This window comes from Streptomyces sp. NPDC015125 (assembly GCF_043080045.1).
GTDB lineage: Bacteria > Actinomycetota > Actinomycetes > Streptomycetales > Streptomycetaceae > Streptomyces.
This window is the reverse complement of record NZ_JBIBVF010000001.1, coordinates 559,098-583,302: the sequence shown is the minus strand read 5'-3', so window position 1 is coordinate 583,302 and position 24,205 is coordinate 559,098. Positions and strand designations below refer to the sequence as shown.

Genomic DNA, 24,205 nt, shown 5'->3' with positions numbered 1-24,205 from the left:
GCCTCGCCTCAGGCTCCACCGAGCCTCCGCGCCTACAGGCCTCCGCCCCTCCGCTGCTGCTGCCGTTCCGCTGCCGCCGCTGCTGCTCGCCGCTGAGGAAAGCAAAGCATCTGCCGCGGTCGCGTGCCGGACGTTGTCCACAGCGGACGTGATGCGTACGACCGGGGTGTGGCGGCTGTGGACGGGCTTTCCGGGCGCCCGCGCGGACCTGGCAGCATGGCGGGGTGACAGCAGCAATGGACTCCTCTCTTTTCCCGCAGGTGCCTGACTCGGCCGACGGGGTGCTCGACGGGCTCGACCCCGAGCAGCGCGAGGTCGCCACGGCTCTGCACGGTCCCGTCTGCGTGCTGGCCGGCGCCGGCACGGGCAAGACCCGCGCGATCACCCACCGGATCGCCTACGGGGTGCGGGCCGGGATCCTGCAGCCCGCGAGTGTGCTCGCGGTCACGTTCACGGCCCGCGCGGCGGGCGAGATGCGCGGCCGGCTGCGGCAGCTCGGCGCGGGCGGGGTCCAGGCCAGGACGTTCCACTCCGCTGCCCTGCGGCAGCTCCAGTTCTTCTGGCCGAAGGCCGTCGGCGGTGAGGTCCCGCGGCTGCTGGAGCGGAAGATCCAGCTCGTCGCCGAGGCCGCCGCCCGCTGCGGCATCCGGCTGGACCGCAACGAGCTGCGCGATGTCACGGCCGAGATCGAATGGTCCAAGGTCACCCAGACCGTGCCGGCCGACTATCCCGCCGCCGTCGCCAAGGCCGGCCGCGAGGCCCCCCGTGACCCGGCCGAGGTCGGGCAGATCTACCGCACGTACGAACAGCTCAAGCGCGACCGCGGCAGCATCGACTTCGAGGATGTGCTGCTGCTCACGGTCGGTGTGCTGCAGGACCGGCACGACATCGCCGAGCAGGTCCGTGCCCAGTACCAGCACTTCGTCGTCGACGAGTACCAGGACGTCAGCCCGCTCCAGCAGCGGCTGCTGGAGCTGTGGCTGGGGGACCGCGACACCCTCTGTGTGGTCGGCGACGCCAGCCAGACGATCTACAGCTTCACCGGCGCCACCCCGGACCACCTCCTCAACTTCCGCACCCGCCATCCGAACGCGACGGTCGTCAAGCTCGTCCGCGACTACCGCTCCAGCCCCCAGGTCGTGCACCTCGCCAACGGTCTGCTCTCCCAGGCCAAGGGGCGCGCCGCCGAGCAGCGCCTGGAACTGGTCTCGCAGCGCGAGGCCGGCCCCGAGCCCGTGTACGCGGAGTACGCGGACGAGCCCGCCGAGGCCGAGGGCACCGCCCGCCGCATCCGTGACCTGATCGCCGCCGGCGTGCCCGCCGGGGAGATCGCCGTGCTCTTTCGTATCAACGCCCAGTCCGAGGTCTACGAACAGGCGCTGGCCGACGCCGGGGTGCCGTATCTGCTGCGGGGCGCCGAGCGGTTCTTCGAGCGGCCCGAGGTGCGTGAGGCCGGCGTCAAGCTGCGCGGCGCCGCCCGCTTCGGTGCCAACGATGCGCTGCTCGACGACGCCATGGACCTGCCGTCCGAGGTGCGGGCGGTGCTCAGCGACATGGGCTGGACGAGCAGGCCGCCGGCCGGCTCGGGGGCGGTACGGGACCGCTGGGAGTCCCTGGCGGCTCTGGTCCGGCTGGCCGAGGACTTCGCCAAGGCCCGGCCCGCGGCCACCCTCGCGGACCTCGTCGCCGAGCTGGACGAGCGCGCCAACGTCCAGCACGCCCCGACGGTCGAAGGGGTGACCCTGGCGTCCCTGCACGCCGCCAAGGGTCTGGAGTGGGACGCCGTCTTCCTGGTCGGCCTCACCGAGGGCATGCTGCCGATCACCTACGCCAAGACCGATGAGCAGATCGAGGAGGAGCGCCGGCTGCTCTATGTCGGCGTCACCCGCGCCCGGCTGCATCTGGGCCTGTCCTGGTCGCTGGCGCGCTCTCCCGGCGGGCGGGCCTCCCGCCGCGCCAGCCGCTTCCTCAGCGGTCTGCGGCCCGGGTCCGGGACGGCGGCCGGCCGCCGTACGCCGGGCGCGCTCTCCGGGGGCGTCGAGCGCGGCGACGGGACGGCGGCGGTGGCGCGGCGCCCCCGGCACCGCAGCCCGGCCCGCTGTCGGGTCTGCAACAGGACCCTCACCGACGCGGGCGAGATGAAGCTGATGCGGTGTGAGGACTGCCCCTCGGAGCTCGACGAGGCGCTCTATGAGCGGCTGTGCGAGTGGCGGGCCGAGCAGGCGGCGCGTTCCCGGCAGCCCGCCTACTGCGTCTTCACCGACAAGACCCTGATGGCGATCGCGGAGGCCGTTCCGGGAACCGAATCGGAGCTTGCGGTCATCTCAGGAGTGGGGCGGCGGAAGTTCGACCGCTACGGCAGTGAGGTGCTGGCAATCTGTGCCGGCGAGGAGCTCGTGGGGGCCTCCGAGGACGGGCCCGGGGACGCCGCGGAAAACTCGTCGGAAAAATAGTTTGCGCGCGCGGAGCGCATCCCCATAGCCTTCACAAGCAACGGAGACAACGGTTTCTTTCCGAGATCCGATGGATCCGTGCTGTACTTGAACACCCTGGAACGGGATTCCCGGTCCACCGAGACGCCGAGAGGAGGCGAGCCCAGTGATCAGCATCATCGAGACCAACAAAATGACCGATCTCTCGGTCGTCGCCACCTGCCCGCTCGGCTCCTCGCTCCTTGGTACCGGTATGTCCGGCTTCGGTCGCCTGTCCGGTATGAGGGTCGCGCGCCCCGAGTCCCTCGCCGTGCTGACGCGCAGCGAGCGTAGCGAGCGACCGACCGAGGCACCTGCGGTAGCAGCGGCGGCATCGGCGAATGCCTTTGTCTTCGCGGCGGCCAATGGTGCCGAATCCCGGCAGCAGTACCAGACGCAGCATGAAACGTGGGCCTACCGCGGCCACGAACCCTGGAGAGATCCAGCCTGATCGGCACGATCAGGTCGGCACCTTCCAGGGCCGCGGAACCCACACCGGGATCCGCGGCCCTTTTGTTTGCCCACGCGCCCGCCACCAGCCGGGCCGAACAGACGAGGAACACACCACCGTGCAACTGCAGACGCACACCCCGTCCGTAGCCACCGACCTGATCCCTCCGCCCGACCCCCAGGAGAACTCCTTGCTTCCCCTCACCGAGCTCGACGACGAGATCGACCGCCTCGGCGCTGCCGTTCCGTGCCGCACCTACGACCCCGAGGTCTTCTTCGCCGAGTCCCCGGCCGACGTCGAGTACGCCAAGACGCTGTGTCAGACCTGTCCGGTCCGTGAGGCCTGCCTCGCCGGTGCCAAGGACCGCCGTGAGCCGTGGGGCGTCTGGGGCGGCGAGCTCTTCGTCCAGGGCGTCGTCGTGCCGCGGAAGCGTCCGCGTGGCCGTCCGCGCAAGAACCCGGTCGCGGCATGAACACCATCGGCACAGGAACGATCGACCGTCCCCTCACCCGGGATCCCCAGAAGCAGGACCTCACGATGAACCCCTTTCTCACCGACACCCCCGTCCTCGTGAACACCGACGCGACCGAATCGCGTCAGAACAGGAACCTCGCGATGCAACTCATCCCAGAAGCCCTGGCGCGTGCGCATATGCACGAACGCCTTCAGGAGGCCGAATCGGAACGCAGGGCTCATCGGCTCGCGGCCGCGCGGCGTATGCAGCGGCGCGCCGAGCGCGCGTCGCTCCGTGCCCGCCGGGCGCTGGCGATGGCCGTGATGCAGTAAGGCGCTGATGCCGCCGACCACGGGGTCCGTCCGACAGGGCGGGCCCCGCGGTGCGTTGTATCCCGTTTCGCGGGGCCGGCGGGGATATCGTCGGCTGGTGGACCAGAAGACGCATGAACGGGTGGAGTTGGCCGACGGGAACATGGTGTGCGCCGGCTGCGGTGAGGTCGCCGCGGGCGCCGGGCCGACCTGGACCTGCTCCGTCGAGAACGGTGAGCGCCGCTACTTCTGCGACAACTGCGCGCGGGAGAACATCCGGGCCATCGAAGGGCGCCTGGATTCCAGCTGGTGGTGAGGCCGGGCACCGCCGGGGCCGGCTGACCCCGGGCCGTCCCGTCCGCTCCGCCGGCCGGCGCGGACGGGACGGGCCGGCGCGGTCCGGTGGGCCCGGCTCAGACCGTGGTCTCCTCGACGGACGCCTTCCCGAGGTCCGCACCGATCTCGTCGTCCCCGAGGGGGCCGATACCGGTGACGTCCGGACCGGCCGCCTCCTCCTCGGGCACAAAGCCGGGCAGCCACGCCTCCAGCTCGTCGCGCAGCCGTACCGTCGCCCCCAGCTGGCACAACACCCCGATCGTGCTCAAGGTCACCCGGTGGATCAGGAGGTATGCGGGCGGCAGATTGAGCTGTTTGCCCAACTGGTGGGCGGGGGAACGCGGATCGCCGATCCGGGTGGCCTGGTGGCGCATCCAGCTCCGGGTGAAGGTGAACTCGTCCACCAGGGCGGGTTCGATGATCGGCAGGAGATAGTCCAGTACCGCGTCCGGGTCCAGCTCGATGGACTCCTTGACGAAGCCCTCCTCGCACAGCAGCTGGTAGACGGCGTCCGCCTCGCCCTCCAGTGTCATCCGCAGCGAGGTCCCGATCGTCGGCGGCAGCCCCTCGGCCAGCCGGTCGACGGTGCCGAAGTCCAGCACCCCCAGCCGCCACTCCTCGACCGGGCCGTCCGGGAAGTCCCCGGCCAGCAGCCGGAAGTTGCCCGGGTGCGGGTCGGCGTGCAGCAGGCCCGTACGGGCGGGGCCGGAGAAGAGGAAGCGGGCCAGCAGCTGACCGGCCCGGTCCCGCTGCTCGTCGGTGCCGTTCGCGATCACCTCCGACAGCGGTACCCCGTCCATCCACTCCGTCACCAGCACCTCGTCGCACTGGTGCACCACGGCCGGCACCACCACATCGGGGTCGTCGGCGAACTCCTCGGCGTGCGCCTGCTGGGCCGCTGCCTCCAGGGAGTAGTCCAGCTCCTCCGACACCCGGTCGCGCAGCTCGGTGATCAGCGGTTTGATGTCCATGCCCGGGATCAGCGGGCCCAGTAGCCGGGCGAACCGGCTCAGCTGTGCCAGGTCCGACAGCAGCGCCTGGCCGGCACCCGGATACTGCACCTTGACGGCCACTTCACGGCCGTCGTGCCACACCGCACGGTGGACCTGCCCGATCGAGGCCGCCGCGGCCGGCTTGTCCTCGAACTCCTCGAACAGCTCCCGCCAGTCCTCGCCGAGCCGCTCCGCCAGCACGGAGTGCACCGTGCTGGTCGGCATCGGCGGCGCCGCCTCCTGAAGCTTCGTCAGGGCGGCGCGGTAGGGGCCGGCGATCTCCTCGGGCAGCGCCGACTCGAAGACGGACAGTGCCTGCCCGAACTTCATCGCCCCGCCCTTCAGCTCACCGAGCACCTTGAAGAGCTGTTCCGCGGTGCGCTGTTGCAGCTCCCGGCCGACGATTTCGGCGGATCTGCCGCCGATCCGCTTGCCGAGGCCCCAGGTGGCCCGGCCGGCGAACCCCAGTGGCAGCGCGGCCAGCTTGGCGGTGCGGGTGACCGCCTTGCGGGGAAGATCAGACATGTGCCCCTCCAACTCACACTGTCCCCCAACCGGGGTTACTCCGTCATTGTGGCGTGTCACGGCCGAGGATCCGAGGCGCCCGCCGCACTCCGCGAACCGGCAGCGCCACAGCCGCACTCCGGATGCGGCTCGATCCGCACCGTCCGCACGGTGGCACACGGTGCGGCGAGCTCCATCCGCGCCCCTGTGCACGGCGGTAGTTCACCGTCGAGGAAGGTCAGCGCCTGGACGGCGGCGACCCCCGCGACCGCGGTCGCCAGCGCGGCATCGCAGGCCGGCACCGCGGGGGATCCTCGTCCCGACCGCCACTGCGCCAGCAGCCGCGGCCAGGCGGGCTCCGCGTCCGTACGGCGTAGTTCATCGCAGCGGGCACAGGCCGAACCTCCGGGCAGTACCAAGGGACCCACCACACCCGTGCCCTCGATCACCCCCGCGTAAAGATGCGGGATTCCGGCGGTGAGCAGCGGTTCGGAGAGCACGGGGTCGGGGGCGTAGGCGCCGAGCCCGTCGCGCGGGGCGAGCACCACGAGGGACAGCCCGGGTTCGCCGGATTCGCTGACCGGGACCCTCGGACGTGGAGTACGGCCCCAGGGGGAGGAGCGTGTGACCAGCCGTCGCGCGGCGGCGTCCCGCCGCTCACCGGTCCGCTCGGCCGGCAGCCCGCCGGGCAGCACGTCCCACGGCTGGACCGTGCCGCCGTCGAACACCTCCACCCGGCCGATCCCCGAGGCCGCGAGCAGCGCCGCGATCGCGGCGCCGACCCGACCCGCCCCCTTGACCCGGGCCCGGACGGCGCGACGCGCCCCCATCCGGCTCAGAGCGCCCGCGGGCTCCGGATGCCGCACCGAGAGGGACGCCAGGTCGGGCCGCAGCTGTTCGAAGGCGGCGTGGTCCGCCCGGACGGCCTCGGCCGGCGGGCCGCCGGCGGTGGGGGCTTCCAGCAGCCCGGCCGCGCCGAGCCGGTCCACCACACCCCGTACGTGCTCGGGCGGGAGGTCCAGTAACGCGGCCTCCTCGATCAGTTGCTGCATGGTGCGGGTGCCGTCGATCAGCGAGAGGAAGCTTCCGGTCGCCGTATCGACCGGGCCGACCACCATCGCATGCGCCGGAGCCACGCCGAATCGCACCGTTTCCCTGTCCCGCCAGCCGCGCCGCAGCGCGGGCTTGAGCATCGGATGCTGCATATCCGCCCCCGGTCCTTCGTCGTCCGGCTCTCAGCATGCGCCGTGCCGCGGATTCGTGCGGAAGTTATCCACAGGCAGGGGGTAACGGTCGTACGAGCGGTGCACGCCATGGAGTGGTTCGGTGGCGAACCGTCCGCGGGGCGGGACTTCCCGCACTGCCAGCGGGTAACGTCGGGCGCGTGCCCGCCGACCCTTCCCACGGCCCAGGGGAAACACCCCTGCGCCGCGCCGCTGACACATCGCGCGGGGCTGCCCCGAGCTCCCAGGCCCGCGGGTCGGGCACCAGCGCCGTCGAGGTGCGCCGCAGCTCACGGCGGCGCAGAACGGTCTCGGCGTACCGCGAGGGAAACCGCACGGTGGTCCTGATTCCGGCCCGTATGTCCGAGGCCGAGGAGCGGCGTTGGGTCACCGTCATGCTCGACAAGCTCGCCGCTCAGGAAAGCAAGCGGATGCTGGGCGACGGCGAGCTGGCCCGGCGTGCCGAGCGGCTGTCCGGCCAGTATCTGGACGGCCGCGCCGACCCCGCGTCGGTGCGCTGGGTGACCAACCAGAACACCCGCTGGGGATCGTGCACCCCCGCGGAGGGCAGCATCCGCCTGTCGCACCGCCTCCAGGGCATGCCGGAGTACGTCATCGACTACGTCCTGCTGCACGAACTCGCGCATCTGCTCGTCCCCGGCCACGGCCCCCGGTTCTGGCAGTTGCTGGAGGCCTACCCCCGTACGGAGCGGGCCCGCGGCTACCTCGAAGGGGTGGTCGCGGCCGACCGGCTGCCCCATCTGCCCGCCACCCGCGACGATTGACCACGGCACCGGACGACATCCGTCGCGCCCCGGCATCGCCTGCTGTCGGCGCCAGCGGTTAGCCTGGCCGCGCAGGGCAACTCACAGCGGGAGCGGGGGACGGGCGTTACGTATGGCCAGGGAATTCCAGCGGGGCCACAAGGCCAAGATCGGTGATCTGACGGCGGGAACGGATCTGTACGTCGGCGTGCAGATCGCCGGATCCGGCCTGACCTTCGACATCAGCTGCTTCGGTCTGGACGCCGACGAGCGGCTGTCCGACGACCGGTACTTCATCTTCTTCAACCAGCCCAAGTCGCCCGAGGAGTCGGTCCAGCTGCTCGGGGCGCAGGCCGGCGACAGCGAGTCGTTCCGGGTCACCCTCGACAAGATCCCGCCGCACATCCGGAAGCTCTCCTTCACCGCCGCGCTCGACGGTGCGGGCCAGGTCTCGCAGATCGGCCCCGGCTACCTCCGGATCGTGGCCGGCGGCGAAGAGGTCGCCCGCTACTCCTTCAACGGCAGCGAGTTCAGCACCGAACGCGCCGTCATGCTCGGCGACTTCTATCTCAAGGACGTCTGGCGGTTCGCCGCGGTCGGCCAGGGTTTCGACGGCGGCCTCGAGGCGCTGCTGAAGAACTTCGGGGGCGAGGTCGCCGAAGAGGCCGAGGCGCCGGCGCCGCCCGCCACGGCACAGGGCGCGCCCGGCTTCGCGCCGCCGCCCGGTGCGGCGGCCCCCGCGCCGTCCTTCGGGGCGCCCGCCGCCCCCGCACCGCAGCAGCCCGCGCCCGACTTCGGCCCGCCCCAGGGCGCGCCGCAAGCGCCCCCGGCGGCGCCGCAGCCCGCCGCCCCGCAGGTGCACAACGCGCCCACCATCGCCGCGCCGCTGGCCCCGCCCACAGTGCCCGGTCCGCCCGGCCAGCAGTCGCCGGCCCCGTACGGCCAGCCGGCGCCCGGCCAGGACCCGTACGGCCAGCCGCAGACCGCACCCGGCGGCTTCCCCGGCCAGCAGGCCCCGCAGGCACCGCCCTACGGCCGGCCCGCCCCGCCGCCCGGCGGATTCGGCGCCCCGCAGGGCCAGCCCGCCCCGTACGGACAGCCGGGGCCGCCCCCGGGCGCCCCGTACCCGGGCGGCCAGGAACCGGCCGTGCCCCAGGGCGGCGGTCCCGGCCTCGGCGTCGTACTGGACAAGTACAAGGAAGCCCCCACCGGCCAACGCTGGACCCCGCAGAACAGCAAGCTGATCCGCGTCGACCTCGGCGTCGACGGCCAGCCGGTGCTCGCCCGCCAGGGCAGCATGGTGCTCTACCAGGGCAAGGTCGACTTCGGCTACAAGGGCGCCGGCTTCCGCGGCCGGATCGTCGGCAACGCCACCGGCCAGGAAATGCAGCTGATGCGCTGCACCGGCCAGGGCCAGGTGTTCTTCGCCGAGAACAGCGCCCACGTCCACCCCATCGAGCTGCAGGGCGACGCCATCTGTGTGTCCGCCGACAGCGTCCTCGCCTTCGACGAGTCGCTGCAGCACGAGGTCCGCAGGATCGAGGGCCACGGCATCCCCGGTGGAGCCCTGTTCACCATGCAGTTCCAGGGGACCGGCACCCTCGTCGTCAAGACCCAGGGCACCCCGGTCGTGTTGCCGGTCACCCCGACCACCTTCGCCGACGCCAACGCCATCGTGGCCTGGTCCGCGGCCTCGCAGGTGATCATCTCCAGCCAGGTGAGCCTGCGCCGGCAGGCCTTCCCCGGTCACTCCGGCGAGACCGTGAACCTCCAGTTCCGCGGCGCGCCCGGCAACTTCATCGTCGTCCAGCCCTACGAGGTCTGAGGGAGCCCGCACGTCATGAACCAGCAGCAGCTGTCGGGCTACGCCCCGACCCCGCCCGCCGCCCGTATGGAGAACCACGGCAGCGCCATGGTGAAGATCGCCATGCAGAGCGGCCAGGACGTCTTCGCACGCACCGGCTCGATGGTCGCCTACGAAGGCTTCGTCCAGTACGAGCCGAACCCGCCCGCCGTCCGCCAGATGGCCTCCCAGTGGCTCTCCGGCGAAGGCGCACCCCTGATGAAGTGCTCCGGAGACGGTCTGCTCTACCTCGCCGACTACGGCGCCGACGTGGTCTGCATCAACCTCGACGGTGACTCGCTCTCCGTCAACGGCACCAACCTCCTCGCCTTCGACGCGCAGCTCCAGTGGGGCGTGCAGCGCGTCAAGGGCATGGCGAAGTTCGCCGGCCAGGGGCTCTTCAACGTCGGGATCTCCGGCACCGGCTGGGTCGCCCTGACCTCCCGGGGCACGCCCATCGTCGTCGACTGCGGCCGCGGCGAGGACGAGACCTATGTGGACCCGGATGCCCTGGTCGCCTGGTCGACCCACCTGAAGATGAAGGGCAAGCGCAGCTTCAAGGCGTCCTCGATGATCGGGCGCGGCAGCGGCGAGGCGTACCAACTGGGCTTCTCCGGCCAGGGGTTCGTCGTCGTCCAGCCCAGCGAGGACAGCACCGACCGGCTCCGGGCCCGGGGCTGAGGGGGAGGACCGAACACGCCATGCAGAGTCCGCTTTTCGCCTTCACCGAGGCACAGACCCAGGACCGCTACGCCCTGCAGAACAGTCAGCTGCTGCGCGTCGCCCTTCAGGGCCACGAGGACCTCCTCGCCCGTAAGGGCGCCATGGTCGCCTACCAGGGGCTGCTCGAATTCGACGGCAACTACACGACGCCCGGCCAGCAGCGCGCCCGCGCGCACTCCGGCGAGGGCCTCGATCTGATGCGCGTCTCCGGGCAGGGCACGGTCTATCTGGCCAACCTCGCCCAGTACGTCCATGTGGTCGACGTCGACCACGACGGCCTGACCGTCGACAGCAGTTACGTCCTGGCGCTGGACTCCGGCCTCCACTGGGAGGTCGTCTCCGTCGACAGCCAGTACGGCATCTCCGGCACCGGCAAGTACCAGCTCAACATCTCCGGGCGGGGCAAGGTGGTCCTGATGACCTCCGGTGAGCCGCTGATGCTGCAGGTCACGCCCGACAAGTACGTCAACGCCGACGCCGACGCGGTGGTTGCCTGGTCCGCTTCGCTGCGGGTGCAGATGCAGGCGCAGACGCACTCCTCCGGGGTGTGGCGCCGGCGCGGCAACACGGGCGAGGGCTGGGAACTCAGCTTCCTCGGCCAGGGCTATGCACTGGTCCAGCCCAGCGAGCTGCTGCCGCCGCAGAACGCCGTCGTCGGCTCCGGTATGGCCGCCCAGTACGGCATGGGCCAGCAGGGCGCGCGGGGCATGAACCAGGGCAACATCTTCACCAACTGAGCGCCTTCGAGGCGCTGTTGACGCGCTTCGGCGCCCGCCCCGGGAAGGGCGGGTACCGAAGCGCGTGTGAAGCGCGTGTGCGGCCGGACCGCCGCCGTCCGGCGGGGCCGGGCCGCTGTGCTGCTGGACGGCAGCGGCCGGGGCGCTGCCGTCCAGCGGAGCGCGCGGGTGCCGTCTAGAGAAGAGCGCGGGTGCGTTCGACCAACTGCACCACCGACGTATCGGCGACGCCGGGCACCTCGTCGTAGCCGAACCACCGCAGATCCAGTGACTCGTCGCTGATCGCCGCCACCGCGTCCGCGGGAGCCAACGCCGCGTACTGGACGTCCAGATGCACCGCGCACGGCGTGTGATGACGGTCCAGCCGCACCGGGCCGCCGGGCAGCAGCGTCAGCCCGCGCGCGATGCCCGACTCCTCGCGTGCCTCCCGCAGCGCCGCATCGGCCAGCGAGGCGTCCTCCGGCTCGCAGTGACCGCCCATCTGCAGCCACATCTCCAGCTTGCGGTGCAGGGTGAGCAGCACCCGGCCGCCGGCCGGGTCGATCACCAGCGCACTGGCCGTGAGGTGTCCGTCCTTGCAGGGCTTCCACATGCCGTCCTGATGGGCGGCGAGGTGGTCCAGATACGCCAGCCGCAGCTGTTCCTGTTCAGGCGACGGCGCGGGCCACTCCTTGAGCACCCGCGCCGCGTCCTCGCGCAGACTCACTTGCCGCCGTCACCCTTGCTCTCGCCGGATGCCTCGTCCGGGCCGTCGTCCTCCCGGGCGGGCGTGCCCGGGTCCGGCTTGTCCAGGTCCGGCTTGCCGCCGCTCGCGGCCTCGCCGAGCATCTTGTCGAGCTCGGAGAAGTCCGGCTGCTCGTGGTGGACGAACCCGTCCGGGTCGTCCAGGTCCGCCGCCGTCGGCAGCATGTCCGGGTGCTCCCACAGGCCGTCGCGGCCCTCCAGGCCCCGCGCGTCCGTCAGAGACGCCCACAGCCGCGAGGCGTCCCGCAGCCGCCGCGGACGCAGCTGCAGACCGATCAGCGTCGAGAACGTCTGCTCGGCGGGGCCACCGCTGGCCCGGCGCCGCCGCAGCGTCTCCCGGAGCTTGTCCGCGGACGGCAGATGCGGCTTGGCGGCGGCGTGCACCACCGCGTCCACCCAGCCCTCGACGAGGGCCAGCGCGGTCTCCAGCCGGGCCAGCGCCGCCTTCTGCTCCGGGGTGTCCTCGGGCTGGAACATGCCCTGCTGAAGGGCGTTCTGCAGCTCCTCGGGGTGCTGCGGATCGATCTGGCCGACCACGTCCTCCAGCTTGGTCGTGTCGACCTTGATGCCGCGCGCATAGCCCTCGACGGCACCGAACAGATGCGAGCGCAGCCACGGCACATGGGCGAAGAGCCGCTGGTGGGCGGCCTCGCGCAGGGCCAGATACAGCCGCACTTCCTCTTCCGGCACGCCCAGGCCCTCGCCGAACGTGGCGATGTTCCCGGGCAGCAGCGCGGCCTTGCCGGCCGGCCCCAGCGGAAGTCCGATGTCCGTCGAACCGACGACCTCGCCGGCCAGCACGCCCAGCGCCTGGCCGATCTGGGTGCCGAACATCGCGCCGCCCATGGAGCGCATCATGCCGAGCAGCGGGCCCGCCATGGCCTGCATCTCCCCCGGCAGTACGTCGCCCATGGCCGCTCCGACGCGCTCGGCGAGCGGATTGACCAGGTCCTTCCACACCGGGAGGGTCTCCTCGACCCACTCGGCGCGGCTCCAGGCCACCACCGATCCGGAGCCCGACGGCAGCGACGTCACACCGTCCAGCCACAGGTCGGCGAGGCGTACGGCCTCCTCGACCGCGCTGCGCTCACCCGGCGACAGGCTCGCGTCCTTGCTGCCGTCCTCGGTGCCCTGTGCGACGGTCTGCCGCGCAATGTCCTTGGCCATGTCCCAGTTCACCGGGCCGCCCTCGTAGGAGAGCATCTGTCCGAGTTTCTGGAAGGCGGCGCCCAGGTCGCCAGGGTTCATCTCGCCACCGGGGCCGCCCATGCCGCCGAAGAGCGCCGCGAACGGATTGTCCGCGCCGCCGCTCCCGCCGCCGAACCCGAAGGGGTCCGCGGGGCCCTGGCTACCTCCCTGGCCGCCCTTCTTCTTGCCGTTGTCGCCGTCCTCCGGCTCCTCCGGCGGAAGGCCGAATCCAAATGGGGTGTCACTCACGGGTTTCCTCGGCTCGTAGGGCCGCCGACCAGGTGGCCGACGGCGGCTGCCCGACATCACCTCCAGCGTAGACACCCGGGCCGCTTCGGGGCTCGGTGCTTCGCTGTCCCGGTGGCTGGGGCAGGATGGACGCCACCTGGTGCGCACGTATGACCACACGTCCGCACTGAAGACAACCGCTGGAGACGCCCGGTGAGTTCCCCAGATCCGACCGTTCGCGCAGCGCGAAACGCTGCGGCCCAGACCGACAAGGCAGGCAATGGCGCAGGTGGGGCCCCGGACCGGCCGCTGCGCCGGCCCGTCGTCGCCGTCACCGGAGCCGCCTCCGGAGTCGGTGCGCTGCTCACCCGCGCCCTGGTCGCGTCCGACGAGGTCAAGGAGGTGGTGGCCATCGACGAGCGGCGCGGCGACGTCGCCGAGGCGCACTGGCACGTCCTGGACGTCCGGGACCCGGCCATCGCCGACAAGCTGCGCGGCGCGGACGTCGTCGTCCACCTCGCGCTCGACCTCGACCTGGAGACCGACGACGCGGCGCGCACCGCGTACAACGTGCGCGGCACCCAGACCGTGCTCACCGCCGCCGCGGCCGCCGGCGTCCACCGGGTGGTGCTGTGCACCTCCGCCATGGTGTACGGGGCGCTGCCCGACAATGATGTTCCCCTGGCCGAGGACGCCGAGCTGCGGGCCACCGCGGACGCCACCGGTGTCGGCGACCTCCTGGAGATCGAGCACCTGGCGCACCGTGCGCCCCGCGCGCACCCCGGCTTGAACGTCACCGTGCTGCGCCCCACCGTCCTGGTGGGCGGCACGGACACCGCGCTGACCCGCTACTTCGAATCGCCCCGCCTCCTGGTCGTCGCCGGATCCCGTCCCGCCTGGCAGTTCTGTCACGTCGAGGACCTGGTCAGCGCCCTGGAGTTCGCCGCGCTGGAGAAGGTCGACGGCGAGCTGGCGGTGGGCTGCGACGGCTGGCTGGAGCAGGAGGAGGTCGAGGAGCTCTCCGGCATCCGGCGCATGGAGCTGCCGTCCTCGGTGGCCCTGGGCGCCGCCGCCCGCCTGCACCGCATCGGCCTGACACCCTCCCCCGCCGGCGACCTCGCGTACACGATGCACCCATGGGTGGTCAGCGGCAGCCGGCTGCACGATGCGGGCTGGCGCCCCCGGTGGACGAACGAGGAGGTGCTCGCCGAGCTCCTGGAAGAGGTCGCCGGACGGCACACCGTCGCGGGCCGCAGGCTGGGCCGCAAGGACGCCACCGCCGCGGGTGCCGCCGGTGCCACCGTCGCCCTCCTGGGCACCGCCGCCCTGGTCCGGCGCGCCCGTAAGGCCCGCCGCCGTATCTGAGCGCAACCGGGCCCGCCGGGCTGGAGGAGTCTCCATACGGCGGCCGGGACGACCGGCGGAAACGGCCATACCCCGACGTGCCCGCGTACGGCACGATGGGGGTATGTCTGGCACGCCTTCCCCCTCGTCCCCCCGCCGCGACCACCCCGGTGAGCAGGCCGCGCCGGACCCGATCAGGCTCCTGGAGATCCGCGAGCGCGCGCTGTCCGTGGACGAGGTGTTCGCGGCCGTGGGGGATTCGGCGGCCGGCGGTACGGCCCTGTTCGTCGGCACGGTCCGCTCGCACGACAACGGCGCCGACGTGGAGGGCCTGGGCTACTCCGCGCACCCCACGGCCGAGGCGGAGATGCGCCGGGTCGCCGAGAAGGTGATCGCCGACTTCCCGGTGCGGGCGCTGGCCGCCGTCCACCGTGTGGGCGATCTGCGCATCGGTGAGCCGGCAGTGGTGGTCGCGGTGTCCTGCCCGCACCGCGACGAGGCGTTCGAGGCCTGCCGCAGGATGATCGACGACCTCAAGCACGAGGTGCCGATCTGGAAGCACCAGACGTTCACCGACGGCACCGAAGAGTGGGTGGGGGCCGGCACCGGGAGCGGGAATCCGGCCGATGCGTGACGACGCTTTCCCGGGGCAGGCGGCATGACAGACGCGCAGGTAGTGGCCCTGTGGCCACGGGGCGGTGGCCTCCGAACATGAGGCCGAACCGGTGCCTTGTGTTCCGGTTGCGTAACCCGCCCCCTGGCGTGAGCGTTGACCGAGCAGATGGTTAATCTGCTTATTCGTCGATCGCGGTCGTACAAGGGGTTGGGAGGTCGCTGATGGGTGCGCTCCTCTGGTTGCTGATTCCGGTCGGTGCCGGGCTGATTGCCGCGGTGTGGAGCAGCTGGGCCCTACGGAACCGCAGGACCGGGGACGTTGCCGAACTCGCGGGCTATGCCCGGTTCCGTGACGCCATGGAAAAAGAGCATTCCGTTCCCGACCCCGCCTCGGACCCCGTCTGACGTTTCCGCTGGGTGCGGGAAAGCCGAGCGCCACTCCTTGCGATGACCCTCGCGTACCGGCGGGCCCACGGCCGGGCGTTCGCCCTCGTACGGACGGCCCCGCGGGCCGGTTGTCATACCCGTCCCGTACTGTCGTTCCATGCCACGCCGCACCGCGACGCTGCTCGCCTCGACCCTGATGCTGATCGCGCTGCTCTGCGCCGGGGTACTGATCCCCGTGCCCTACTCCGAGATGTCACCGGGGCCGACGGTCAACACCCTCGGTGATCACGACGGCGAGCCGGTGCTGCAGATCTCCGGGCGCAAGACGTACCCGACGACCGGTCATCTCAACATGACCACCGTCCGCGTCACCGGCCCCGACTACCGCATGAACCTCTTCGAGGCGGTGTACGGCTGGCTCGACCACGACAACGCCGTGGTGCCGCACAAGACGCTCTACCCCGAGGGACAGACGGCCGAGCAGGCCGACCAGGAGAACGCCGAGGAGTTCAGCCAGTCCCAGGAGAGCGCCAAGGCCTCCGCGCTCAACCAGCTGCACATCCCGGTCGGCACCCAGACCGTGGTCGGTTCCGTCGTCAAGGACAAGCCGGCCGACGGGCGGCTGCACGCGGGCGATGTGATCAAGGCGGTGGACGGCACGCAGGTCAAGCAGGCCGGCGACGTCGCCAAGCTCGTCACCCGGCACAAGCCGGGCGAGAAGGTGGTCTTCACGATCATCCCGGCCAAGGTCGCCGCCGCGGCGGAGAAGCGGGGCAAGAAGCCCGTGACCGGCGCGAAGCAGATCACGGTCAGCACGCAGAAGGCGGGCGACGGCCGCGCCATCGTGGGCATCCAGGCCGGGGTGGATCACCTCTTCCCGTTCCCCATCGACGTCAAGCTGGCCGATGTCGGCGGCCCGAGCGCCGGGCTGATGTTCGCGCTCGGCATCGTCGACAAGCTCACCCCCGGGGACCTGACCGGCGGCAAGTTCGTGGCCGGTACGGGCACCATCGACGACCAGGGCAAGGTCGGCCCGATCGGTGGCATCTCGATGAAGACGGTCGGTGCGCATGACAAGGGTGCCCGGTACTTCCTGACGCCCAAGGAGAACTGCGCCGCCGCGGCCAAGGACACCCCGCAGGGGCTCACCCTGGTCAAGGTCGGCACCATAGGCGACGCCGTCAAGGCGCTGGAGAAGATCCGCAAGGGAGACACCGCGGGCCTGCCGAGCTGCAGCCCCGCGGGCCACGCCTAGGGCCTGATATCCGGCCGGCGCCCGGGCCCGACGCGCACGTCGGGCCCGGGCGCCGGCCCGGCAGGCCGCCGTCAGCCCTCGAACGTCGCCGCCAGCGCTTCCGCGAGGCCCGGTACCAGCGCGGAGCCGGTGAGCACCTCGGACGTGGAGTCCTTCTCGCGCAGCCGCAGCGCCGACTCACGCCGGCCGTCCCGCAGCACGGCCACCGTCATCCGGACCTCCTGGCGCTCCGGGTGCCCGGCGACCCACTTGGCGAGCTGCGCCTCGTCCATGCCCGCGGGCTCGGAGTCCTCGGCGGACGGCGGCAGCATCAGCCGCTCCACGGTCAGCGCGCAGCCGGTGACGGCGTCGGGCCAGGCAATGGTGGCGAGGAACTCGTCCAGCGGGACGCCCGCCGGGATCTCGTCCTGCTCCACGGGGGTCAGGGACGTGGTGGTGGAGTCGTCGATGCCGAGCTGGGCGGCGAGCGAGGGCTCCTGCGCACGCAGCTTGGCGGTGTCGACGAGGGCGAACAGTCGGGCGGGCTGATCCCAGCCGAGCCCGGCGCTGTACTCGTCGATCTCGAGCACCGCGCGGGTCAGGGGGTCGGCGGCGAGGGGGGTGCCGGCAGCGGGAGAGCCAGGAAGGTCAGTCATGCTCAACATCGTGCCTTGTGTACCCCGGAAAGCGGGAACTGAGTAAAGCCTTCGTAAGTTGCATCGGTGGGTCCTACTATCGCCGGGCCTGCTCCACACGACAGCGAACTTCGAGGTGCGCACCTTGGCTTTCCAGATGCCGGACCGCGGCGGAGGCCCGACAGGGCCACGGATCAGAGTCGGCCGACCATCGCGGCGGATCCGGACCCTGCTCATGACATTGGGTGTGCTGGCCGTATTGGCCATGCTCTTCGTGATGTTTGCGGGGTTCTGGACCGATTGGCTCTGGTACCGCTCGGTCAAGTACTCCTCGGTCTTCACCACCACCCTGTGGACCAAGATCGGACTGTTCTTCGCCTTCGGCGTTCTGATGGCCGTGGCCGTCGGTGTCAACGTCTGGCTCGCGTACCGGCTGCGGCCGCCGCTGAGCGCGATGTCCGTGGAGCAGCAGAGCCTGGACCGCTACCGGATGGGCATTGCGCCGTTCAAGAAGTGGGCGCTGATCGCGGTCACCGCGGTGATCGGCCTGATCGCCGGTGCCTCCGCCTCCGGGGAGTGGCGGACCTGGCTGCAGTGGGTCAACGCCGTGCCCTTCGGCAAGACGGACCCGCAGTTCGGCATGGACATCGCCTTCTACACCTTCGATCTGCCCTGGTACCGCTTCCTGTTGAGCTTCGGCTTCGCCTGCGCGGTGCTGTGTCTGGTCGCCGCGGCGCTGACCCACTACCTCTACGGCGGACTGCGGCTGACCAGCCCCGGCTCGCGGGCGACCGCGGCGGCCACCGGCCATCTGTCGGTGCTGCTGGGCATTTTCGTCTCGCTCAAGGCGATCGCGTACTGGCTCGACCGGTACGGCCTGGCGGTCAAGTCCAGCGGCCTGAAATCGGCCGACAACTGGACGGGCCTGCGGTACGTCGACGCCAACGCCTACCTCCCGGCGAAGACGATCCTGTTCTTCATCGCGGCGATCTGCGCGGTGCTGTTCTTCGCCACCCTCTGGCGGCGGACGTGGCAGCTGCCGGTGATCGGCTTCGGTCTGATGGTGCTCTCCGCGGTCCTCATCGGCGGGCTGTACCCGGCGATCGTGCAGAAGTTCCAGGTCCAGCCGAACGAGCAGGCCAAGGAAGCGCCGTACATCAAGCAGAACATCAAGGCGACCCGGGATGCGTACGACATCCAGGATTCCGAGGTCACGCCGTACAAGGGCGACTACAAGCCCGCCGACAAGGCGGACAGCCAGCGGCTGCGCGACGACGCCGACACCACGGCCAGCATGCGCCTGCTCGACCCGAACGTGGTCTCGCCCGCCTTCCAGCAACAGCAGCAGGTGCGCGGGTACTACCAGTTCCCCTCCACCCTCGACGTCGACCGCTACAAGGACAAGGACGGTGCCGAGCAGGACACCGTCATCGGTCTGCGCGAGCTGAACATCGCGGGTATCCCCGAGCGCAACTGGATCAACGACCACTTCAAGTACACCCACGGCTACGGCGCGGTCGCCGCCAAGGGGACCGAGGCCTCCGACGGCGGTGGCCCCAAGTACACCGAGTCGGATCTGCCGGCCAAGGGGCAGCTCGGCTCGTACCAGCAGCGGGTGTACTACGGCGAGAAGACCTCGCAGTACTCCATCGTCGGCGGTCCGCAGAAGGAACTGGACTACTCCGACGACAGCGGTGAGAAGAGCTACAGCTACCGGGGCAACAGCGGCGTCAGCCTCTCCAACCCGGTCAACCGTGCCGCCTACGCGGCGGCATTCGGGGAGCCGCAGATCCTCTACTCCGGAGCGATCGGCAAGGGTTCGCGGATCCTGTACAACCGCACGCCCAAGGAGCGCGTCGAAGCCGTCGCCCCCTGGCTGACCATCGACGGCGACGCCTACCCGGCGGTCATCAACGGCCGGATCAAGTGGATCGTCGACGCCTACACCACCAGCAACGGCTATCCGTACGCCTCGCGCACCACGCTCGGGGACAGCACGGCCGATTCGCTCACCGACGGCCAGCGGACGGTGGTGGCCCAGCAGAACCAGGTCAACTACATCCGCAACTCCGTCAAGGCGACGGTGGATGCCTACGACGGTTCGGTGAAGCTCTACCAGTGGGACGAGAAGGACCCGGTCCTCAAGACCTGGATGAAGTCGTTCCCCGGCACGGTCGAGAAGAAGAGCGCCATCAGCCCGGCGCTCAAGGAGCACCTGCGCTACCCGCAGGACCTCTTCAAGGTGCAGCGCCAGCTGCTGACCACGTACCACGTCACGGACCCGGGCACCTTCTACACCGGCTCCGAGCGCTGGCAGATCCCGAACGACCCGACGACCAAGTCGGGCAACGCGGTACCGCCGTACTACCTGAGCATGAAGATGCCGGACCAGAAGAACCGGGCGTTCTCGCTGACGACCACCTTCACGCCCAACAAGCGCGACAACCTCGGTGCGTTCATGGCCGTCGACGCCAATGCGACCAGCGGCGACTACGGCAGGATCAGACTGCTGAAACTGCCCTCGCAGACGCCGGTGCCCGGCCCGCAGCTGGTGCAGTCGAAGTTCAACTCCGATCCCAACATCGCCAATGAGCTCAATATCCTCAAGAAACTCGGCGACTCGGAGATCGAGTACGGCAATCTGCTGACCGTGCCACTGGACGGCGGACTGCTCTACGTCGAACCGGTGTATCTGCGCGGCGCCAACACCAACTACCCGCTCCTGAAGAAGGTGTTGGTCAGTTACGGCGACAACAAGCCCGTCCTGGAGGACTCCCTCAAGGACGCGCTGGACGTGGTCTTCGGCAAGAAGGCGCCCAGTACGGGTTCGCAGAACCCGCCGGGCGGCGGCGACACCGGAACCGGACAGCAGCCGCCGTCCGGCCAGACGGTGCAGCAGGCTCTGGGCGACGCACAGAAGGCCTACGAAGAGGGCGAGAGGGCGCGTACCTCGGGCGACTGGGCCGGTTACGGCGAGGCGCAGAGGAAGCTCAAGGCGGCGCTGGACCGGGCGGCGAAGGCCTCCCAGAAGAGCGGCAAGCCGGCCGGCTGAGCCGGCCGTGTGCCCCCCGGCCCCGTGGCCGCCGGTTCGCGCCGGTGGCCACCGGGCCGCGGTGGTGCGGAGCCGTCCCGCCGCCGTGATACGTTGAGGACACAACAGCGCGGGGTGGAGCAGCTCGGTAGCTCGCTGGGCTCATAACCCAGAGGTCGCAGGTTCAAATCCTGTCCCCGCTACCACAAGGCAAAGGCCCGGATCCTCAGGATCCGGGCCTTCGTCATGTCTTCATGTCTTCATGCCGTCATGTCTTCGGGTTCGTTACCGGGCAAAGCCGGGTCGCGCGGCCGATGTGGGGAAGGTGTGTGCTTGAGTTTGGCAAGTCGTCGTGTCGGGAAGTCGACAAACCGCTGAAGTGACCTCACTGGCTGCGGTATACCAGGTGTACGCGGGTTACAGGTGATGCGACGATGGGTCTTATGGGGGACAAGGCAAGGTTGTTGGAGACGGACCGGTTTGTGCATGCGCCCGACGACGGGCGCGAATCCGAGCTGCCGATGGACGCGATGGAGGCCGCGGAGGCCGCGGAAGCGTCCGATGCCGTGACCGAGTCCGGCCACCGCCGGGCCGCAGAGGCGGGCGACACCGCCGCCATGAGCGCGCTCGGCGCGATGCTGCTGCGCCGCGGTGACCTCGACGGCGCCGAGCCGCATCTGCGTTCCGCGGCCGCCGCCGGAGACCGCGCCGCGGCCAACAACCTCGGCGTGCTGCTGCACCAGCGGGGCTACGGGGACGAGGCGGCGGGCTGGTGGCGGATCGCGGCCGTCGCGGGCTCCGCCGCCGCGGCGCACGCTCTCGGGCGCCACTACCGCGAGCGTGGCGACGAGCCGGCCGCCGAGTACTGGCTGCGCCAGTCCGCCGAGTCCGGACACTGCCTGGGCGCGTACGCCCTCGCCGACCTGCTGGAGCACCGCGGCGACATCGGCGCCGAGCGCTGGTTCCGTACGGCCGCCGAGCGCGGCCACCGGGAGGCCGCGTACCGGCTGGCCCGGCTCATCGAGGACGGCCGCGACACGGACCGGCGCGCGGTCCCCGCGTACGGCGAGCTGACCCGGCAGGAGGAGGCCGAGCAGTGGTACCGCCAGGCCGCCGCGCGGGGTCACCGGCGGGCCGCGCTGCAACTGGGCGCGCTGCTGGAGGACCGCGGGGACGTCCAGGAGGCGGGCCGCTGGTACCTGTCCGCCGCCAAGGACGGCGAGGCGCGCGCGGCCTGTGCGCTGGGCTTCCTGCTGCGTGACGCGGGGGACGAGGAGAGCGCCGCCGAGTGGTGGCGGCGGGCGGCCCAGGACGGCGATGGCAACGCTGCCAACGCGCTGGGAGCGCTGCACGCCGACCGCGGCGAACTGCAGACCGCCGAGCGCTGGTACCGCACCGCGCTGGACGCCGGGGACGTCAACGGCGCCTACAACATCGGGCTGCTCTGCGCCGAGCAGGGCCGGGAGGGGCGCGGCGAGCAGTGGTACCGCCGGGCCGCCTACGCCGGGCACCGCGAGGCCGCCAATGCGCTGGCCATCCTGCTGCTGCAGCGTGGTGACGCGGCGGGGGCCGAGCCGTGGTTCTCCAAGGCGGCCGAGGCGGGCAGCGTCGATGCCGCGTTCAACCTCGGCATCCTCTTCGCCGGGCGCGGTGCGGAGCGCACGGCGCACACCTGGTACGAGCGGGCGGCCGCGGCCGGGCACACGGAGGCGGCCCTCCAGGTCGCCATCGTGCAGCTGCGGGACGGTGCGCTGCAGGACGCGGAGCGGAATCTGCGCTGTGCGGCCGGTGGCGGCAGCTCCGAGGCGGCCTTCCGGCTCGCGGACCTCCTCGACCGCCGGGCGGCCGCCGCGGGCGAGGGGCGGGCGGACAGCGAGCGCACGGCGGACGACGAGAGCGTGCAGTGGTACGAGCGAGCCGCCCGCCAGGGGCATCGTCGCGCCCAGGTCCGGGTCGGCATGTTCGCGGCGGCGCGCGGGGATGCCGTCGAGGCCGCCGACTGGTACCGCGCGGCGGCCGAGGCCGGCAGCCGCAACGGTGCTTTCAACCTCGGGCTGCTGCTGGCCCGCGAGGGCAGCCTTCCCGAGGCAGCCCTGTGGTGGCAGCGCGCCGCCGAGACCGGCCACGGCCGGGCGGCGCTGCGGCTGGCGCTGCTCGCCGCCCGGCGCGGTGCGCTCGCGGAGGCGCAGAGCTGGTGTGCGCGCGCCGTCGAGCTGGGGCCGCCGGAGGTGGCGGAGCGTGCGGCGCGGCTGCGGACGGCGCTCCAGGAGGAGCTCAGCGCGTAGCGGACGGGCCGAGCCTGCAGGGGCGTACGGGAGTCCGGGGCCGGGTCCACAGGGCCGGGTCCCGGGCCGCGCGGAAGGAATTTGCGCTGGTCGTCGGCCCGGGGTTAGAGTAAAGCCAACAACGACGCGGGGTGGAGCAGCTCGGTAGCTCGCTGGGCTCATAACCCAGAGGTCGCAGGTTCAAATCCTGTCCCCGCTACTGAAGACGAAGGCCCGGATTCCTTGAGGATCCGGGCCTTCGTCGTGCCTACTTCCGTACCCGGTGGCCGACCGCCTCCGCGGAGAGACTGCGGTCGACGAGCCGGTTCTCCGGCAGCGGTGCACCCTTGGTGACACCGGCCTCGCGGTAGGCCTTCCGGAGCCGGTCCGCGGTGCCCTTTCCGATCTCCCAGTCCCTCCGGGGCGATCCGGAGCGACGGCACCGAGGTCAGGATCGACCCGTCGACGTCGAGCAGCCGGCCCGGCCCGGCGACCAAGGCCCGGTCGGCCTTGTGGTCGCCGACGCAGTACGTGTCGACCGTGCGGATGCAGGCGCGCAGGAAGGCGACCCCGGCGTCCGGTTCCTGCTGGAGCAGCTTCGGGCCGTACAGGTCGCCGCCGAGCGGTTCGCCCTGCGCCTGGCCGCCGAGGAACGCGTACCTCAACTCGGCCTTCAGGGCGGTGAATTCGGGGGTGGCGCGGACCTCTCCGGTGCGGGCGGTCGGCGCTCGCCCGGATTTCCAGCGCGCCCTCGGTGGGGCGCACCAGTTCGGCGGCGATGCGCAGCAGGGCCGACTTTCCGCAGTCGGACGGGCCGACGACACAGACGAATTCGCCCGCTGCGATGTCGGCGTTGACGGGGCCGAGGGTCGCCGGCGCCTTGCTGCCGCGGCCGAATGAGCAGGCCAGGGCGCGGGCGCGCGGGGCCGGTGGCGGGGCGTACGGGCCGGCGGGTGGGCGGTGCGCTGCGGGGGGCGGGTGCGGCTCTCCCGCGGGGTGCTCCTTGCGGAGTGCGGACAGGATGCCGCCGTCGTGCGGGGCCCGGGCCCGGGCGGGCCCGGTGGCCGGAAAGTGCGGTGCGCCGACGATATGACTGTCCGTCAGATTTGAGGAAGGGGCGGGCGGGCATGGGTGCGGGGTGAGCTGGTGTGGGGGTGTGGTGACGGGGGTGCGGCCGGCGGGCGGGCCGGGCACGCGAAAGAGCCCGCGGCCGGGTGGGCGCGGGCTCGGCGGTGCGTACGGCGTGGCGTGGTGCGAGGGCGGCCCGGGCGGGGGCCGGATCCCCCCGGCGTCAGGACGGGGCGCTGCAGGTGGGGCAGATGCCCCGGTAGGTCACGGTGACCTCGGAGACCTGGAAGCCGTAGCGTTCCGGCTCGGGCAGGGCGGAGAGCGGGTCGCCCTGGACGTGGACGTCGCGGATCGTGCCGCACCGCGAGCAGATCAGGTGCTGGTGGTCGTGGTGCGCGTTGGGGTCGTAGCGCTTGGCCCGGCCGTCCGTGCTCACCTCGATCACCTCGCCGAGCGAGACCAGCTCGCCCAGGGTGTTGTAGACCGTGGCGCGGGAGATCTCGGGGAGCCGGTCGGATGCCAGCGCATGCACCTCGTCGGCGGTGTAGTGGACGTGGTCCCCGTCGAGGACCTCGGCGACGACGCGTCGCTGCGCGGTCAGCCGCCAGCCGCGCCCTCGGAGCCGTTCCAGCAGGTCACTCATGCCAATCACCTATCA

General features: G+C 71.5%; 22 protein-coding genes and 2 tRNA genes. 17 read left to right on the top strand and 7 right to left on the bottom strand.

The genetic code is table 11. The annotated features are described in order from the left end of the window. Window positions 1-236 precede the first annotated feature (236 nt). From ACF088_RS02510 to ACF088_RS02490, 5 genes are all read left to right on the top strand, one after another. Window positions 237-2,453 carry an ATP-dependent DNA helicase UvrD2 gene (locus tag ACF088_RS02510; RefSeq protein WP_392373515.1) on the top strand — a complete coding sequence of 739 codons (2,217 nt, stop codon included), beginning with the start codon at window positions 237-239 and terminating at the stop codon, window positions 2,451-2,453. A 145-nt stretch (window positions 2,454-2,598) separates the two neighbouring features. Beyond that, the gene (locus tag ACF088_RS02505; protein ID WP_392373514.1) at window positions 2,599-2,922 is read left to right on the top strand and encodes a hypothetical protein; all 324 of its coding nucleotides are present in this window, start codon (window positions 2,599-2,601) and stop codon (window positions 2,920-2,922) included. A gap of 118 nt (window positions 2,923-3,040) precedes the next feature. Next, window positions 3,041-3,394, top strand: coding sequence for a WhiB family transcriptional regulator (locus ACF088_RS02500; RefSeq protein WP_026169602.1), 354 nt, complete (start codon window positions 3,041-3,043; stop codon window positions 3,392-3,394). Then, complete coding sequence (locus ACF088_RS02495; RefSeq protein ID WP_392373513.1) at window positions 3,391-3,708, top strand: hypothetical protein; 318 nt, start codon at window positions 3,391-3,393, stop codon at window positions 3,706-3,708. Before ACF088_RS02500 ends, ACF088_RS02495 begins: the two co-directional genes overlap by 4 nt. A gap of 97 nt (window positions 3,709-3,805) precedes the next feature. Next, window positions 3,806-4,003, top strand: a complete 198-nt coding sequence (locus ACF088_RS02490; protein ID WP_392373512.1) for a hypothetical protein — start codon at window positions 3,806-3,808, stop codon at window positions 4,001-4,003. Between the two features lie 97 nt (window positions 4,004-4,100). Here the strand turns inward: ACF088_RS02490 and ACF088_RS02485 are convergent, their stop codons facing one another. Together ACF088_RS02485 and ACF088_RS02480 are read right to left on the bottom strand one after the other, a co-directional pair. Then, window positions 4,101-5,540 (bottom strand): ABC1 kinase family protein, encoded by a 1,440-nt coding sequence (locus tag ACF088_RS02485; RefSeq protein ID WP_392373511.1) that lies wholly within the window; start codon window positions 5,538-5,540, stop codon window positions 4,101-4,103. A gap of 56 nt (window positions 5,541-5,596) precedes the next feature. Beyond that, window positions 5,597-6,724 carry a ThiF family adenylyltransferase gene (locus ACF088_RS02480; RefSeq protein ID WP_392373510.1) on the bottom strand — a complete coding sequence of 376 codons (1,128 nt, stop codon included), beginning with the start codon at window positions 6,722-6,724 and terminating at the stop codon, window positions 5,597-5,599. A 179-nt stretch (window positions 6,725-6,903) separates the two neighbouring features. On the opposite strand from ACF088_RS02480, the gene ACF088_RS02475 reads away from it, so the two are divergent. The 4 genes from ACF088_RS02475 to ACF088_RS02460 all read left to right on the top strand — a co-directional run bounded on the left by ACF088_RS02475 (window position 6,904) and on the right by ACF088_RS02460 (window position 10,809). Continuing rightward, window positions 6,904-7,527, top strand: coding sequence for a M48 family metallopeptidase (locus ACF088_RS02475; protein WP_392373509.1), 624 nt, complete (start codon window positions 6,904-6,906; stop codon window positions 7,525-7,527). Between the two features lie 112 nt (window positions 7,528-7,639). Beyond that, entirely contained in the window at window positions 7,640-9,331 is a 1,692-nt protein-coding gene (locus ACF088_RS02470; RefSeq protein ID WP_392373508.1) for a TerD family protein, read from the top strand. 15 nt (window positions 9,332-9,346) lie between these two features. After that, window positions 9,347-10,030, top strand: a complete 684-nt coding sequence (locus tag ACF088_RS02465) for an AIM24 family protein (protein WP_392373507.1) — start codon at window positions 9,347-9,349, stop codon at window positions 10,028-10,030. Between the two features lie 20 nt (window positions 10,031-10,050). After that, window positions 10,051-10,809 carry an AIM24 family protein gene (locus ACF088_RS02460; protein WP_392373506.1) on the top strand — a complete coding sequence of 253 codons (759 nt, stop codon included), beginning with the start codon at window positions 10,051-10,053 and terminating at the stop codon, window positions 10,807-10,809. Between the two features lie 175 nt (window positions 10,810-10,984). Here the strand turns inward: ACF088_RS02460 and ACF088_RS02455 are convergent, their stop codons facing one another. Beyond that, window positions 10,985-11,515, bottom strand: coding sequence for an NUDIX hydrolase (locus tag ACF088_RS02455; RefSeq protein WP_392373505.1), 531 nt, complete (start codon window positions 11,513-11,515; stop codon window positions 10,985-10,987). Continuing rightward, window positions 11,512-12,990, bottom strand: a complete 1,479-nt coding sequence (locus ACF088_RS02450; protein WP_392373504.1) for a zinc-dependent metalloprotease — start codon at window positions 12,988-12,990, stop codon at window positions 11,512-11,514. Before ACF088_RS02450 ends, ACF088_RS02455 begins: the two co-directional genes overlap by 4 nt. A gap of 192 nt (window positions 12,991-13,182) precedes the next feature. Here ACF088_RS02450 and ACF088_RS02445 point away from each other — a divergent pair, with 192 nt between their 5' ends. The 4 genes from ACF088_RS02445 (at window position 13,183) to ACF088_RS02430 (ending at window position 16,570) form a co-directional block, all read left to right on the top strand. Next, entirely contained in the window at window positions 13,183-14,334 is a 1,152-nt protein-coding gene (locus ACF088_RS02445) for an SDR family oxidoreductase (RefSeq protein WP_392373503.1), read from the top strand. Window positions 14,335-14,437: 103 nt separating this feature from the next. Then, a complete protein-coding gene (locus ACF088_RS02440; RefSeq protein WP_392373502.1) occupies window positions 14,438-14,947 on the top strand; it encodes a molybdenum cofactor biosynthesis protein MoaE in 510 nt (169 codons plus the stop codon). Between the two features lie 203 nt (window positions 14,948-15,150). Beyond that, window positions 15,151-15,333 (top strand): hypothetical protein, encoded by a 183-nt coding sequence (locus ACF088_RS02435; RefSeq protein ID WP_392373501.1) that lies wholly within the window; start codon window positions 15,151-15,153, stop codon window positions 15,331-15,333. Between the two features lie 139 nt (window positions 15,334-15,472). After that, window positions 15,473-16,570 (top strand): PDZ domain-containing protein, encoded by a 1,098-nt coding sequence (locus ACF088_RS02430; RefSeq protein WP_392373500.1) that lies wholly within the window; start codon window positions 15,473-15,475, stop codon window positions 16,568-16,570. Between the two features lie 71 nt (window positions 16,571-16,641). On the opposite strand, the gene ACF088_RS02425 is transcribed toward ACF088_RS02430, so the two are convergent. After that, the gene (locus ACF088_RS02425) at window positions 16,642-17,214 is read right to left on the bottom strand and encodes a PPA1309 family protein (RefSeq protein WP_392373499.1); all 573 of its coding nucleotides are present in this window, start codon (window positions 17,212-17,214) and stop codon (window positions 16,642-16,644) included. Between the two features lie 205 nt (window positions 17,215-17,419). Between ACF088_RS02425 and ACF088_RS02420 the strand changes: the two genes are divergently transcribed. The 4 genes from ACF088_RS02420 (at window position 17,420) to ACF088_RS02405 (ending at window position 22,699) form a co-directional block, all read left to right on the top strand. Beyond that, the gene (locus ACF088_RS02420; RefSeq protein ID WP_392373498.1) at window positions 17,420-20,236 is read left to right on the top strand and encodes a UPF0182 family protein; all 2,817 of its coding nucleotides are present in this window, start codon (window positions 17,420-17,422) and stop codon (window positions 20,234-20,236) included. A 108-nt stretch (window positions 20,237-20,344) separates the two neighbouring features. After that, window positions 20,345-20,421 (top strand) — tRNA-Met (locus ACF088_RS02415). Window positions 20,422-20,649: 228 nt separating this feature from the next. Then, window positions 20,650-22,500 (top strand): sel1 repeat family protein, encoded by a 1,851-nt coding sequence (locus ACF088_RS02410; protein WP_392373497.1) that lies wholly within the window; start codon window positions 20,650-20,652, stop codon window positions 22,498-22,500. 125 nt (window positions 22,501-22,625) lie between these two features. Beyond that, window positions 22,626-22,699, top strand: a tRNA-Met gene (locus ACF088_RS02405). On the opposite strand, the gene ACF088_RS02400 is transcribed toward ACF088_RS02405, so the two are convergent. After that, window positions 22,681-23,673, bottom strand: a complete 993-nt coding sequence (locus ACF088_RS02400; protein ID WP_392373496.1) for an ATP-binding cassette domain-containing protein — start codon at window positions 23,671-23,673, stop codon at window positions 22,681-22,683. The genes ACF088_RS02405 and ACF088_RS02400 overlap by 19 nt on opposite strands. A 97-nt stretch (window positions 23,674-23,770) precedes the next feature. Then, window positions 23,771-24,190: a Fur family transcriptional regulator gene (locus tag ACF088_RS02395; protein WP_088799853.1), complete on the bottom strand. Its 420-nt coding sequence runs from the start codon at window positions 24,188-24,190 to the stop codon at window positions 23,771-23,773. Between the last annotated feature and the right edge of the window lie 15 nt (window positions 24,191-24,205).

Excerpts from the sequence above, each read along its gene's own strand:
- ACF088_RS02440 (WP_392373502.1), top strand. The coding sequence starts at position 14,438 with ATGTCTGGCACGCCTTCCCCCTCGTCCCCCCGCCGCGACCACCCCGGT.
- ACF088_RS02425 (WP_392373499.1), bottom strand. The coding sequence starts at position 17,214 with ATGTTGAGCATGACTGACCTTCCTGGCTCTCCCGCTGCCGGCACCCCC.
- ACF088_RS02480 (WP_392373510.1), bottom strand. The coding sequence starts at position 6,724 with ATGCAGCATCCGATGCTCAAGCCCGCGCTGCGGCGCGGCTGGCGGGAC.
- ACF088_RS02395 (WP_088799853.1), bottom strand. The coding sequence starts at position 24,190 with ATGAGTGACCTGCTGGAACGGCTCCGAGGGCGCGGCTGGCGGCTGACC.
- ACF088_RS02410 (WP_392373497.1), top strand. The coding sequence starts at position 20,650 with ATGGGTCTTATGGGGGACAAGGCAAGGTTGTTGGAGACGGACCGGTTT.
- ACF088_RS02495 (WP_392373513.1), top strand. The coding sequence starts at position 3,391 with ATGAACACCATCGGCACAGGAACGATCGACCGTCCCCTCACCCGGGAT.
- ACF088_RS02485 (WP_392373511.1), bottom strand. The coding sequence starts at position 5,540 with ATGTCTGATCTTCCCCGCAAGGCGGTCACCCGCACCGCCAAGCTGGCC.
- ACF088_RS02470 (WP_392373508.1), top strand. The coding sequence starts at position 7,640 with ATGGCCAGGGAATTCCAGCGGGGCCACAAGGCCAAGATCGGTGATCTG.
- ACF088_RS02510 (WP_392373515.1), top strand. The coding sequence starts at position 237 with ATGGACTCCTCTCTTTTCCCGCAGGTGCCTGACTCGGCCGACGGGGTG.
- ACF088_RS02420 (WP_392373498.1), top strand. The coding sequence starts at position 17,420 with ATGACATTGGGTGTGCTGGCCGTATTGGCCATGCTCTTCGTGATGTTT.
- ACF088_RS02460 (WP_392373506.1), top strand. The coding sequence starts at position 10,051 with ATGCAGAGTCCGCTTTTCGCCTTCACCGAGGCACAGACCCAGGACCGC.
- ACF088_RS02465 (WP_392373507.1), top strand. The coding sequence starts at position 9,347 with ATGAACCAGCAGCAGCTGTCGGGCTACGCCCCGACCCCGCCCGCCGCC.
- ACF088_RS02435 (WP_392373501.1), top strand. The coding sequence starts at position 15,151 with ATGGGTGCGCTCCTCTGGTTGCTGATTCCGGTCGGTGCCGGGCTGATT.
- ACF088_RS02430 (WP_392373500.1), top strand. The coding sequence starts at position 15,473 with ATGCCACGCCGCACCGCGACGCTGCTCGCCTCGACCCTGATGCTGATC.